This window comes from Synechococcus sp. MU1642 (assembly GCF_020514115.1).
In the GTDB taxonomy this organism is placed as follows: domain Bacteria; phylum Cyanobacteriota; class Cyanobacteriia; order PCC-6307; family Cyanobiaceae; genus Parasynechococcus.
In genome coordinates this window covers 137,131-150,252 of the sequence record NZ_VTKZ01000001.1, presented here as the reverse complement: position 1 = coordinate 150,252, position 13,122 = coordinate 137,131, and the positions used below count along the sequence as shown (strand labels likewise).

Annotated in this window: 13 protein-coding genes and 1 tRNA gene; 7 read left to right on the top strand and 7 right to left on the bottom strand. The window is 59.4% G+C overall.

Annotated features, from left to right (window positions below; genetic code table 11):
• Positions 1–50: 50 nt before the first annotated feature.
• The 5 genes from FZZ85_RS00875 to FZZ85_RS00855 all read right to left on the bottom strand — a co-directional run bounded on the left by FZZ85_RS00875 (position 51) and on the right by FZZ85_RS00855 (position 2,649).
• Positions 51–127, bottom strand: a tRNA-Met gene (locus FZZ85_RS00875).
• Positions 128–172: 45 nt separating this feature from the next.
• Positions 173–1,141, bottom strand: a complete 969-nt coding sequence (locus FZZ85_RS00870) for an asparaginase (RefSeq protein ID WP_226411271.1) — start codon at positions 1,139–1,141, stop codon at positions 173–175.
• Positions 1,142–1,158: 17 nt separating this feature from the next.
• Positions 1,159–1,653, bottom strand: coding sequence for a CGLD27 family protein (locus FZZ85_RS00865; protein ID WP_226411269.1), 495 nt, complete (start codon positions 1,651–1,653; stop codon positions 1,159–1,161).
• Between the two features lie 11 nt (positions 1,654–1,664).
• The gene (gene rsfS, locus FZZ85_RS00860; protein ID WP_038554011.1) at positions 1,665–2,021 is read right to left on the bottom strand and encodes a ribosome silencing factor; all 357 of its coding nucleotides are present in this window, start codon (positions 2,019–2,021) and stop codon (positions 1,665–1,667) included.
• On the bottom strand, positions 2,014–2,649 hold the full coding sequence (locus FZZ85_RS00855) for a DUF3318 domain-containing protein (RefSeq protein WP_226399205.1): 636 nt from the start codon (positions 2,647–2,649) through the stop codon (positions 2,014–2,016). The genes rsfS and FZZ85_RS00855 overlap by 8 nt, the downstream gene beginning before the upstream one ends.
• Positions 2,650–2,753: 104 nt before the next feature.
• Between FZZ85_RS00855 and carB the strand changes: the two genes are divergently transcribed.
• Genes carB through FZZ85_RS00840 form a run of 3 tightly spaced genes read left to right on the top strand, consistent with a single transcriptional unit; the run spans position 2,754 to position 8,187 of the window.
• Positions 2,754–6,077, top strand: a complete 3,324-nt coding sequence (gene carB / locus FZZ85_RS00850; RefSeq protein WP_226411266.1) for a carbamoyl-phosphate synthase large subunit — start codon at positions 2,754–2,756, stop codon at positions 6,075–6,077.
• 35 nt (positions 6,078–6,112) lie between these two features.
• The gene (locus FZZ85_RS00845) at positions 6,113–6,778 is read left to right on the top strand and encodes a DUF3386 domain-containing protein (RefSeq protein ID WP_226411264.1); all 666 of its coding nucleotides are present in this window, start codon (positions 6,113–6,115) and stop codon (positions 6,776–6,778) included.
• Positions 6,779–6,834: 56 nt separating this feature from the next.
• A complete protein-coding gene (locus FZZ85_RS00840; RefSeq protein WP_226411939.1) occupies positions 6,835–8,187 on the top strand; it encodes a sodium:alanine symporter family protein in 1,353 nt (450 codons plus the stop codon).
• A gap of 59 nt (positions 8,188–8,246) precedes the next feature.
• Here FZZ85_RS00840 and FZZ85_RS00835 read toward each other — a convergent pair whose 3' ends face one another.
• Both FZZ85_RS00835 and FZZ85_RS00830 read right to left on the bottom strand, forming a co-directional pair.
• Entirely contained in the window at positions 8,247–8,477 is a 231-nt protein-coding gene (locus tag FZZ85_RS00835; protein ID WP_114987892.1) for a DUF6447 family protein, read from the bottom strand.
• A gap of 49 nt (positions 8,478–8,526) precedes the next feature.
• Positions 8,527–10,272, bottom strand: coding sequence for an ABC transporter ATP-binding protein (locus FZZ85_RS00830; protein ID WP_226411262.1), 1,746 nt, complete (start codon positions 10,270–10,272; stop codon positions 8,527–8,529).
• A gap of 39 nt (positions 10,273–10,311) precedes the next feature.
• On the opposite strand from FZZ85_RS00830, the gene FZZ85_RS00825 reads away from it, so the two are divergent.
• Genes FZZ85_RS00825 through FZZ85_RS00810 form a run of 4 tightly spaced genes read left to right on the top strand, consistent with a single transcriptional unit; the run spans position 10,312 to position 13,076 of the window.
• Complete coding sequence (locus FZZ85_RS00825) at positions 10,312–10,509, top strand: RNA-binding S4 domain-containing protein (RefSeq protein ID WP_115161771.1); 198 nt, start codon at positions 10,312–10,314, stop codon at positions 10,507–10,509.
• A gap of 32 nt (positions 10,510–10,541) precedes the next feature.
• Positions 10,542–11,273, top strand: coding sequence for a triose-phosphate isomerase (tpiA, locus tag FZZ85_RS00820; protein ID WP_186495377.1), 732 nt, complete (start codon positions 10,542–10,544; stop codon positions 11,271–11,273).
• Positions 11,251–12,096 (top strand): dihydropteroate synthase, encoded by an 846-nt coding sequence (gene folP / locus FZZ85_RS00815; RefSeq protein WP_226411260.1) that lies wholly within the window; start codon positions 11,251–11,253, stop codon positions 12,094–12,096. Before tpiA ends, folP begins: the two co-directional genes overlap by 23 nt.
• Positions 12,093–13,076, top strand: a complete 984-nt coding sequence (locus FZZ85_RS00810; RefSeq protein ID WP_226411258.1) for a GlcNAc-transferase family protein — start codon at positions 12,093–12,095, stop codon at positions 13,074–13,076. The genes folP and FZZ85_RS00810 overlap by 4 nt, the downstream gene beginning before the upstream one ends.
• Positions 13,077–13,122: the final 46 nt, after the last annotated feature.

The following is a 13,122-nucleotide window of genomic DNA, read 5'->3' as shown; positions in this document are numbered from 1 at the left end:
GACAAGCAAAAAAAATCTCCCGTGGGGGAGATCTGTTATTCAATCAGAGTTGGTGGCGGGGGGGAGATTTGAACTCCCGACCTTCGGGTTATGAGCCCGACGAGCTACCAGACTGCTCTACCCCGCGGCGACCTAAAAATCATACATGTCGGTGTCGCACGTGACAGCAAAGTCACGACTGCAAGGCACCGGACACGCTGAGCTTGACGCTCGGGTTCACGACCAGCACCTGCTCATCGAGCTCATCAAGCCCCATCGGTGTGAGCCACTCCAGTTGACGCAACAAATGCAGAGCAACCGCTTGCTTGGCACGACGGGAGCCGTCTTCCACCTTGATGGCTACACCAAGACCCTCACCAACGCGGCTTAGGCATTGAATGCCCTCTGCACCACCTTTGCTCAAGACCTGACCATGGCTGCGCCGCATCAGCTCAGTGTCAAAACGACCCTCGCCGGCCACCAGATCAGGATGACTCAGCATCGCCCGACTGATCTGCTCGAACTCAGCATTCTGTGAAGCGCCGAGGTGGGCATAGAGCAAGGCCATCTGAGCGCACTGCAACACCAGGGTGGGAGCACCACAGTCATCCCTTTCTGCAACTAACTCCTCAGCAGGTAGACCGATCAGTTCAGCGACCCGGCGGTTCACTTCAAGCTGCAGCGGATGGTCCTGCTGGAGATAGGTCTCGATGGGCCAGCCCATCTTTCGACTGGTAGCCAGGAACGCAGCGTGCTTACCAGAACAATTGTGCTGCAGCGGACTGTCAGCCCCATTTGGAACTGGACATTGAAGTGAGGAGCTGTCCAACTCTGCTTTCCAGAGCAATCTGAAGGCTTCCCGGGCATGGGCATTGGTGCCCGCATGGGACGCGCAGCTGATGGCGATGCCCCGTTCATCTACATCCAGTTGGTCGGCGGTTCCACTGCTGAGAAACGGCAGAGCCTGAAAGGGTTTCAGAGCCGAACGAATGAAACTTTCCTGCCCGGGGTTTCCTGCCGACATCAACACCCGTCCTCGGCCATCACAAACCACCGCATGAACGCGATGCACCGATTCAGTAATCGATCCACGCCGCAGACAGACCTCAAGGGGGGCTGACGCGGATCGGGCTGCAGGGCTGAAGCCCGAGGGCAAAGTCATCGGACACCCCGATTGATTCAGAGAGCCTGACAGAGACTGGCACCGGCCAGCATCAAACCTGCCGAGGTGGCCATGGCTCGTCCGAGACGTCCAAGGATCGGGCGAACCTCATGCCGCGCCACAAGAAGATCCCGTTCCCGCCAGGAGAGCGGCTTTTCCCACGTCTGCCCGTCGTACCAGCCGGATTCTTCGTAGTCGACGGATTCACGCAGAAGCCTCTGCATGACGTAAGTCCATCCAAGCCATTGCCGAACCAGTAGAAGCAGGGGGAGCACAAGAGCTGCAACAGCGGCTGAGGCCAGGAGCCTGGGCGGATCCTGCTTCAAGGTCCAACTCCCACTGGCAATCAAGCTGCAGACCGGGAGTATCAGCAGCCAGAAGCCGGCAAGGCGTTGGGTCAGGAGAGGGGCTTGCCCAGCTGGCCAAGAAAAAAACCATGACTCACAGAGCTGCTGAAACTCTTCAAGTGGCCGCTGCTCCGGTGGAACGGGGCAGGGCACCGCTTCTGACATGGGGCAAGCGGCTACTTCACCGACGGTAAGAAGGTTCGGCTTTCACCGTGACTCCAAAACGCCTCAAGGTCGTAGTAGCCGCGCTCATCGGGCATCAGCACATGAACGATCACGTCGCCATAGTCCAGAAGAGCCCAACGCCCCTCATTAAGCCCTTCCTTGCGCAAAGGGAGCAGGTCTGCCTCAGTCTCCAAGCGGTCTTCAACCGACCGGGCAATTGCACGTACCTGAACATCGGACTGACCGCCGGCGATCACCATCCAATCGGCGAGGCTGGAGACTTCATCAACGCGGATTAGTCGGATATCGGTGGCCTTGCGGTCATCGCAGGCGTCCGCCACCAACTCAGCAAGCTTCTCGCTATCCATAAACGTTCTCACTGGTGACGGAACTACGTGAGCCCTCCTGTTGAGCCATTTCAGCTCTGGCCTTGCTGGCGCTCTTGCGCAGGGCCTCAAGACGGTCTTCGTAGTAGCTGCGGCGGCGCTTCTTGCGGGTCTTTTCGACCAAGTCCTTCAGCGCTCCCCCCAAACTGCGGTAGGCATTGGGCACGCTGTAACCAAACCGGCAGGCCAGGTCAATCGCGCGCTCATCAGCGCTGATGGCGTCTTGAAGACGCTTTTCAGAATTGTTCTTCAGGTACAGCCTGTAGCCCGCGAATCCGGAAAGGCCAAGGGCCATCATCAGCAGCAGGCCGTCCTGAACCCACAATTCACCGATGGCTCCCCCGAGGCCGATGGCGAGAGCCGCCATCTCCCAGCCATCCCGAGGAATGGTGTCGTTCTGGATGCGGCCAACCTCGTGCCAGAACAAGAGATTGCGATGGTCCAGCGCGAGAGCATCCCATTCATCGAGATCCACCTGGATCTCCACTTCATCCCGGCCGATCTCTTCCAGGGTGATCAATGGAGGATCGACTGCAGCAGCTGATTCCACAAACACCCAGCTCTGCATTTCCGGTGGCAGCAGCCCCTTCAGGCGCTGGAGCTCACTCATTGCAACTCTGGTGCTGATCTGCACTCACCGTAGCGAGGCCAAGTCCCGCGGTCGGGGCAAGGCCGCGTGAGAGGCTTGAACTGTTTGGCCAAGGACGATTTCCCATGCCGAGGCGGTCTGACCTGCGTCGCATTCTCCTGGTGGGATCTGGTCCGATTGTGATCGGCCAGGCCTGCGAGTTCGATTACTCCGGAACCCAAGCCTGCAAAGCCCTTAGAGCCGAGGGATATGAAGTCATTCTGATCAACTCCAATCCGGCATCGATCATGACCGACCCGGAGATGGCTGATCGGACTTACATAGAGCCGCTGACGCCGGATGTCGTCACCCGGGTCATCGAAAAGGAGCGCCCGGATGCTCTGCTGCCCACTATGGGGGGGCAGACCGCCCTGAACCTGGCTGTCACCCTGGCGGAAAACGGCACCCTGGAACGCTTCGGCGTCGAGTTAATCGGTGCCGACCTCAAGGCGATCCAGAAGGCAGAAGACCGTCTGCTGTTCAAGCAGGCGATGGAGCGCATCGGCGTGAAGGTCTGCCCTTCAGGGATTGCCTCAACCCAGGAGGAAGCCGAGGCCGTTGGGGCCGCAATCGGCAGTTTCCCCCGGATCATCCGTCCTGCGTTCACCCTCGGCGGAAGTGGCGGCGGCATTGCCTACAACCCAGAGGAATACGCAGCAATATGCAAGAGCGGACTTGAGGCGAGTCCTGTTTCTCAGATCCTGATCGAGCAATCGCTCCTTGGCTGGAAGGAATTCGAGCTTGAAGTGATGCGTGATCTGGCGGACAACGTCGTGATCGTCTGCAGCATCGAAAACCTCGACCCCATGGGGGTGCATACGGGGGATTCGATCACGGTGGCTCCGGCCCAGACCCTCACCGACCGGGAATACCAGCGACTTCGCGACCAATCGATCGCCATCATTCGCGAAATCGGTGTCGCAACTGGCGGTAGCAACATCCAATTCGCGATCAATCCCGACAACGGCGATGTTGTGGTGATTGAGATGAATCCCAGGGTGAGTCGATCCTCGGCCTTGGCCAGCAAGGCCACCGGCTTCCCGATCGCCAAGATCGCCGCACGCCTCGCCGTCGGTTACACACTCGACGAAATCCTCAACGACATCACCGGTAAGACGCCTGCCTGCTTCGAGCCGACCATTGATTACGTCGTCACCAAAATCCCGCGCTTCGCCTTCGAAAAATTCCGAGGCAGTCCGGCCGTGCTCACCACCTCAATGAAATCGGTGGGCGAAGCAATGGCCATCGGCCGTTGTTTCGAAGAGTCCTTCCAGAAAGCCGTGCGATCCCTGGAAACGGGATTCTCGGGATGGGGAGGCGACCGGGAGGAACCGGAGCTCACTGATGGTGAGCTGGATCGCCAGTTGAGGACCCCCTCTCCAGAGCGCATCCTCAGCGTGCGTACGGCGATGGTGCGCGGACGCAGCGATGAGGAGATTCATCGGATCAGCAGGATTGACCCCTGGTTCCTGGCCAAACTGCGACGCATCATTGAGGCGGAGGCAAGGCTGATCAAGGGCAAAAGCCTGGAACAGCTGGATGCTGACAGCCTGTTTGAAGCCAAGCAGCTGGGTTTTTCAGACCGACAGATCGCGTGGCATACCAACAGCGACGAATTGTCGGTGCGTCAGAGGCGTCATCAGCTCGATGTTCGCGCCATCTTCAAAACCGTCGACACCTGCGCTGCGGAGTTCGCTTCCTCCACTCCTTATCACTACTCGACCTACGAGCGTCCCTTGCAGACCCTGCAGGCCGACGGATCCCTCAAGCCCCTTCCCGCTTCATCTGAGGTATGTCGCCGCGAGGACGGCCGCAAGATGATGATCCTCGGCGGTGGACCCAACAGGATCGGGCAGGGAATCGAATTCGACTACTGCTGCTGCCATGCCTCCTTTGCAGGGCAGGACCAAGGGATCACCACGGTGATGGTGAACAGCAATCCGGAAACGGTGTCCACCGATTACGACACCAGCGACAGCCTCTACTTCGAACCGCTCACCTTGGAGGACGTTCTCAATGTGATCGAAGCGGAGCGTCCCGATGGCGTAGTGGTGCAGTTCGGTGGACAAACGCCTCTGAAACTCGCGATTCCCCTGCTGCGCTGGCTTGACAGTGATGAGGGGCGCGCAACGGGTACCAGCATCTGGGGCACCTCTCCTGAATCGATCGACCGAGCCGAGGACCGCGAACAGTTCGAAGCCATCCTCCGGAATCTGAACATCCGCCAACCCCGCAATGGCTTGGCACGCAGTGAGGAGGAGGCACGGGCCGTGGCGACGAGGGTGGGCTATCCAGTCGTCGTGCGTCCGTCCTACGTCTTGGGCGGACGAGCCATGGAGGTGGTGTTCGACGAAGAGGAACTCAACCGCTACATGCGCGAAGCCGTGCAGGTGGAGCCAGACCATCCGGTGCTGATTGACCAGTACCTCGAAAATGCCGTTGAGGTGGACGTGGACGCGCTCTGCGATCACACCGGTGCTGTGATTATCGGTGGTCTGATGGAGCACATCGAACCGGCTGGAATCCATTCCGGAGACTCAGCCTGCTGCTTGCCGGCGGTCTCTCTAGGCGAGGCTGCACTGAACACGATTCGCGATTGGAGTCGCTCCCTGGCGCAAACCCTCGAGGTGCGGGGTCTGATCAACCTTCAGTTCGCCGTGCAGCGCAACACTGATGGATCGGAGGTCGTCTACATCATCGAAGCCAACCCCCGCGCATCCAGGACTGTCCCCTTCGTCGCCAAGGCCACAGGACAACCACTGGCTCGCCTGGCAACCCGACTGATGGCGGGCGAAACCCTGACCGACATCGGTATGACCAACGAACCGAAGCCACCGCTTCAGTCGATCAAGGAGGCGGTGCTGCCGTTCCGGCGCTTCCCGGGGGCGGACACGGTGCTAGGGCCAGAAATGCGCTCCACGGGAGAGGTGATGGGATCCGCCGATAGTTTCGGCATGGCCTATGCCAAGGCTGAACTCGGCGCTGGAGAAGCTCTGCCCACCCAGGGGACGGTGTTCCTCTCCACCCACGACCGGGACAAGCAGGCGCTGGTGCCCATCGCCGCTCGGCTGATCGAACTCGGGTTCGATGTCACGGCCACCTCGGGCACGGCTCAGGCTCTCGCCAACGCGGGATTGAAGGTGCAATCGGTGCTCAAGGTGCACGAAGGGCGCCCCAACATCGAGGATCAGATCCGCTCCAATCAGGTGCAGCTGGTGATCAACACACCGATCGGTCGGCAAGCTGCCCATGACGACAAGTACCTGCGTCGAGCAGCGCTCGATTACGCCGTGCCAACGGTGACGACCCTGGCGGGAGCACGGGCGGCTGTGGAGGCGATCTCAGCGCTCCAGCAACAGCCGAGGCTCAGCATCCATGCCCTGCAGGACGTTCACGCCATGCATCGTTAGGCCACCGGTAGGGTTGCAGAAGCCATCTCACCGCTGTGACAGCCTCCCTTCCCGTCAAGTCTGGTAATGACCTGCGTGATGATTTCCGTCGCGCCTACGAAAACCGCTACACCTGGGCGCCTGGATTCCCCGGTTACCGCGGACGCTGCATCTGGCAGCAGGGGGATCAGCGGGTCGAGGGCAAGTTTGAGATCGGCGCAGATCTCAAAGCCAAGGTGGAAGGTATCGAAAACGAAGAGATCCTCAAGGCGGTGAATTCCCAGCTCTGGGAAGTCGCCATCCATCGCGTACGTCGCAGCTTCGAGCAGACCCACGGTGAGAACACCTTCACCGCCGGTGACACCAACCATGTGGGAACCGAAGTCCTGGTCGGCGGCAAAGGAGCAGGGGACAAATACCGCATCAAGGATGACGTGGTGACCATGGTTCACCGTCACATCCACGGCACTGTCGTGACGATCTACACCACCGATGTCACCGACACGGGTGCGGGCTACCTCAGTCACACCTACACCAGTCAGTATTCCGACCCGGCAACGGGAGAAGCCCGGGGCGGCCGCAGCAGCTTCAAAGACAGCTTCTCTCCCCTGCCTGGGGATGGCCCCTGGGTGCTGGCCGAGCGGGTCGTGACCACCGAAGCCCATGGCGATACCCCCACCGGAAGCCAGACCTTCCGCTTTGAAGATCTCGAATCACTCTGAGTTGATTGCCGGTACAAGCCGGCTATGAGACCATCCGCCCAAACCTGTTGGAAGGTATGGGCGGAGTCGAGTCGACCATTCAGGCCATCAATGGCCCGATCAACAGCATTGTCTGGGGATGGCCCACCGTCCTTTTGATTGCCGCAACGGGCATTCTTCTGATGGTGGGTCTGCGGTTCATGCCGCTGCAACGGCTGGGCTATGGCATCTCAATGATGCTGCGTCCTGCCGCGTCTCAAACCGAAGGAGAGATCACCCCCTTTCAAGCGCTGATGACCTCGTTGTCGGCAACGATCGGCACGGGAAACATCGCCGGTGTTGCTGGGGCCATTGCCGTTGGTGGACCTGGTGCCGTCTTTTGGATGTGGATCATCGCGATCTTCGGCATTGCGACCAAGTACGCCGAAGCTGTGCTCGCGGTTCAGTTCCGCGAAACCGATGGAGACGGCAACCACGTAGGTGGTCCGATGTATTACATCCGCAACGGACTCGGAAGCGACTGGAGCTGGATGGCTGGCCTGTTTGCCCTCTTCGGCATGTTGGCGGGATTCGGCATCGGCAACGGGGTTCAGGCCTTTGAGGTGTCGTCAGCCTTGAGCCTGATCGGCATCCCGAAGCTGGCGACCGGTGTGATTTTGGCGGCCCTGGTTTTTGCTGTCGTCATCGGGGGCATCAAGCGCATCGCCCAGGCGGCCTCCGCCATTGTTCCGTTGATGTCGATCCTCTACATCGCTGCATGCCTTCTGGTGTTGTTGGCAAATCTGGGGAGCGTGCCTGAAGCCTTCGCTACAATTTTTTCCAACGCCTTCTCTGGCAAAGCTGCGGCCGGTGGTGCCCTCGGTCAGGTTGTGCTGATGGGGTTCAAACGGGGCATCTTCTCCAATGAAGCAGGCCTGGGGAGCGCTCCGATCGCTCACGCGGCTGCCAAAACCGATGATCCCGTCCGCCAAGGCACGGTGGCGATGCTGGGCACCTTCATCGACACCCTGATTATCTGCACAATGACCGCTCTGGTGATCATCACCACCAAAGCCAATCTGATCCTCGATGCAGCGGGCGAAAAGCTAAGCGGAGCAGATCTCTCAATCACTGCCTTCAACACCGGCATCGCAGGCAGCGGCGTGGTGGTCACCCTGGGGTTGGTGGTCTTCGCCTTCACAACCATTCTCGGCTGGAGCTTCTATGGCGAGCGCTGCACCACCTATCTGTTCGGTCAGTCCGCCGTGCTGCCCTTTCGTCTGACTTGGGTGGCTGTTGTGGTGATTGGTGCTGTCGCCGGCGACCGTGGAGTGATCTGGTCGATCGCCGACACCCTGAACGGCCTGATGGCTCTACCGAACCTCGTGGCCTTGATCCTGCTGTCCGGAACGGTGTTCAAACTCACCAAGGACTACAGCTTCAGCGACTGAGCACAACGACGAGCATTAAAAAAGGGGGCTGTTGAGCCCCCTTTTTTAATGGACGGCGATCAACCCTGATCAGGCAACGGAGTCACAGACTTGAGCCTTTCATTGAGCTGCGTGGCCAGGCTCTGACGGCCCACCGCCAGAACCTTGAGGGTGTCTTCGTGCATCCGCAGCTGAGCGTCGGCAACCTGCATGCCACGCACAAGTTCCTTGAGCTCATCGGGAAGCGTATTGAGGTCATAGCGCTTGCCCTCAAAGGTCAAGACAGGGTTGTTGGCTGCAGAGTCAGTCATCATTCATTGCCGGGATGGCGGTGTGCCGGCGGCCAGATCGTAGAGGGATTCAAGTCTTTTGCTGATCTCGAATGAACTGCCGTTCGCACAATTCGCGATAACGCCCACCACGCTGCATCAATTCATCGTGGGTTCCTCGATCGACAACAGCACCTTTCTCAAGAACCACGATTCGATCAGCTTCCTGCACCGTGGCCAGACGGTGAGCGATCACCAACACCGTTCGTCCCTTCATCGCCTGCTTCAGTCCGAGTTGCACCGCAGCCTCGGCTTCAGCATCGAGGGCACTGGTGGCTTCATCCAGCAGCAACAGCGCTGGGTTGCCAAGCACCGCCCGGGCAATAGCGATCCGCTGCAGTTGTCCTCCGGAAACGTTGGTTCCCCGTTCCTCAAGCTGGGTGTCATACCCCCGGGGCAAGGCACGGATGAAATCATCCGCATTGGCCAACCGAGCCGCATCGCGCACCTCATCGTCCGTCGCACGACGCCCGAACCGAATCGCTTCAGCAACGGTTCCGGAGAACACGGTTGTGCGCTGCGGAACCAGGGCCACCTGCTGACGCAGCTCACGGGCGCGCATCAGGCTGATGTCGGTGGCATCAAGACGAATCTCACCCTGTTGAACGGTGTTGAATCGCAGCAGGAGCGACAGCAAGGTGCTTTTGCCCGCACCGGAGGGGCCAACGATGGCCAGCACCTGACCGGCATCCACCCGCAGATTGAACTGATGCAGCACTGGCTGGGCTGGGTCATAGCCAAAGCTCACCTGATCAAAAACCAGATCACCTCGGAGAGCACCGATGGATTGCGCCTCGGCTGGATCAGCAGCCTCCTGAGGCTCTCTCTCGATCTCACGCAGACGTCGCAGCGACGCCTGCCCCTGCTGGAATTCGTTGAAGTTGTTGGTGACGTGGGCAATGGGATCGATCAGCACGATCAGCCCCGTCAAGTAACTGCTCAGCCCGGCAATGCTCAGGTCCCCGGTCTTAATCCTCCAGGCTCCGAGGGCCAATACGGCAAACAGACCCACCACCTCGATGATGCCAACCACCGGATGCTGCAGCGCCACGAGGCTGTAGGTGCGGTGGCGAGCCTGCCGGTGCTGGTCGATTTCCGTCTCGAAACGCTCCTGCAGCCAAGGCTCAGCGGCAAAAGCACGCACCAGGGGCAAACCTTCGATGGCCTCACCAAGCAGACCGGCCAGTTCACTCACCTTTTTCTGACTGCGTTCAGTGGCCGCCATAACGCGCGCACCAAACAGGCTGATCAACCAGACGATCACCGGTGCCAGCAACAGGATGGCCAGCGTCAGTTTCCAGTCGAGCCAAAGCATCATCCCCAGCACAGCAAAGAGCTGAAGCACGCTGGGAACCGTGTCGTGAATGGTCTTGTAGAGCACCTCGCTGACGCGATCTGCGTCTTCGGTGAAGCGGTAGGTGAGATCACCGGCCGAGAGCTTCTCCAGCGCTCCCAGCTCCACGGTCTGCAAGCGGCGGAACAAATCGCGCCGTAAGTCTTGGCTCACCAGCAATGCAGGCCCGGCAAGAAGAGAGTCCTGACCGAACTGGGCGATTTTCTGAACAGCAAAGATCAGCAACGCCAGCCCGATCAGCTGAAACACGCGAGCAAGATCACCCGACCCCAGGGCTGGCAACAAGTCCCCGGCCAGCTGCACGAGCAGCGGAAAGCTACCGACGTAAACCACCATGCAGCAGCCCCCCCAGAGCAGTTCCCGCAAGTGGGGGCGAAGCAGCGGCAGCAGCCGGCGGAATCCGGCCTGGGATGGGGTCAGCATCGCGGCACAGTATCAATGGTGAGATCAGAACTCTCTCCAATGAAGCTGGATCAGTTCCTGAAATGGAAGGGTTGGGTCTCCACCGGCGGTGAAGCGAAGCAACGCATTCAGATGGGTGAAGTGGAGGTCAATGGAAGCGTTGAAACCCGGCGGGGACGTCAGCTTTCTCCGGGAGATCGGGTTGTGCTTGCTGGGGAGGAGTCCGTTGTCGGGGGCGAAAACGCGACCGGGCCGTAAGTTGGCTGCCACATTCCATGGGGAAGCAAGGCGTGCGCAGACCGGTGATCGCTGGCAACTGGAAGATGCACATGACCTGCGCTCAGTCGCGGGAATTCATGGAAGCCTTCCTGCCACTGATTGCTGACACCCCAGACGACCGCGATCTGGTGCTGGCACCACCCTTCACGGCGCTGTCGACCATGGCGGAACTCAGCCAGAACTCCCGTCTCTGCCTTTCAAGCCAGAACGTGCACTGGGAAGGCCAAGGGGCCTTCACTGGAGAGATCTCCCCAGCGATGCTCAAGGAGCATGGTGTGACCCACACGATCGTGGGCCACAGCGAACCCCGGAAATACTTCAGCGAAAGCGACGAGCAGATCAACCACCGGGCCAGGTCATCCCAGTCCAATGGTCTGATTCCGATCGTTTGCGTTGGCGAAAGCGATGAGCAACGTGAACGGGGCGAAGCCGAACGGGTGATCCGCCGCCAGATCGAGCAGGGACTCGAGGGTCTCGATGCAGAGAAGTTAGTGGTCGCCTACGAACCGATCTGGGCGATCGGCACAGGCAAAACCTGCGCTGCCGAAGAAGCCAACCGCATCTGCGGTCTGATTCGAAGCTGGGTGGGATCCCCCGATCTGGTGATTCAGTACGGCGGCTCCGTCAAGCCCAGCAACATTGATGAATTGATGGGAATGAGCGATATCGACGGGGTTCTAGTGGGGGGAGCTTCCTTGGAGCCTGAAAGCTTTGGACGAATTGCCAACTACCAAGCAGCTTGATTCAGGCAACTGGCCCCAGGGCTGGCGCCAACGCACAACAGTGATGGGGGTAATCAACATCACCCCTGATTCCTTCAGCGATGGAGGACGATTCCTCGCCAGCGAACGGGCCCTCGCCGAAGCCCAGCGGCAACTGAGCAATGGCGCTGACGTGTTGGATCTGGGAGCACAGAGCACCCGCCCTGGGGCTGAGGAGGTTGGCGCCGAGGAGGAATTACGCCGACTGTTGCCTGCGCTCCAAGCAATCCGGCAACACTGCCCAGAGGCCCTGATCTCCATCGACACGTTTCTCGCACCAGTTGCCGCAAAAGCACTGGAGGCAGGTGCCAATTGGATCAATGATGTGAGCGGTGGCAGGCGTGATCCCGATCTGCTGCGCGTTGTCGCCGACGCGGGCTGTCCGGTGGTGCTGATGCACAGCCGCGGTGACAGCCAAACCATGGATCAACTCACGACCTATGCCGATGTCGTTGCGGATGTGAAGGAGGCGTTGCGGGAGTGCAGTGAGGCCGCGATTCAAGCCGGCGTCCTGGAAAGCCAAATCATCTGGGATCCGGGTCTCGGTTTTGCCAAGACTCACGAGCAGAACCTCCAGCTGCTGCGGGATCTGGAACAACTCACTGAGGGCCCGCAACCGGTGCTGATCGGTCCTTCGCGCAAGCGCTTCATTGGTGCCGTGCTCAACGAGCCCAGACCGAAAGCGCGGCTCTGGGGGACCGCTGCCGTGGCCTGCCGCTGCGCTCAGGCGCGCACTGCCGTGCTTCGGGTGCACGATGTAGGCCCCATCAGCCAGACGCTGCGCATGGCTGCCGCCCTTTGGTGAAATCCACGATCTTCATACAGATCGCGTCTTACCGAGACCCGGATCTTCCGGCCACGCTGCACAACCTGATCGAAAGGGCAGCACAACCCGAACGCCTGCGCTTCGGCATCTGCCTGCAGCTGGCTGATGACGACCCAGCCCACTGGGGAGAAAGTGCATTTCCGAATCATCCACACCTGAAGATCGTCAGGATCGACGCGACGGAAAGTCATGGAGCCTGCTGGGCACGTCGGCAGGCCCAAAGCTTTTACGGCGGGGAAGATTTCCTGCTCCAGATCGACAGCCACATGCGGTCCGTGGAGCACTGGGATGACCTGCTGCTGAAGACCTGGAAAGAATGCAGCGATGAGCAAGCCATCCTCAGTGTTTACCCCAACGGCTTTCAACCGCCCTGTCGATTGCAAACATCAACATTGCCGGTGATGGGTGCGGACGAGTTCGATGCATACGGCATCCTCAAGCTACGAGGCATCAGCCGATTCCAGCTTCCAGAAGAACAGCCAGAACGTCCTATCCCCGGAGCCTTTATCGCAGGAGGCTTCCTGTTCGGAGCTGGCTCAATCGTGAGAGAAGTGCCCTACGACCCCGAGCTCTACTTCTATGGAGAAGAGATTGCAATGTCGGCACGACTTTGGACTTCGGGTTTCAACATCTACGCCCCGAATCGCCTGCTTCTTTTTCATCTCTACAAGCAAGAAACCGCGGCAGCAGTACATTCAGCCACTCATTGGGGTGATCACAGTGACTGGCACCGGCACAACCTTCGCTCACTCAAACGTGTTCACATACTGCTTGGCAGCCTCGACAATGCCCCGACAGCAATCCGTTGCTTCAATGATCATCCTGGCGAACTTAAATACTTCGGATTAGGGACGAATCGCAACTTAAAAATGTATCAAGATTGGGCTGGAGTTGATTTTAAAACAGCAAAGATTAGCCTTGCCGCAAGAAAGGCAGAGTTCAACATTTCGCAGCTCTGAATTGCAGCCAATTCATCTCCAAAAAAAAGCCAGAGTTCGTTGAGAA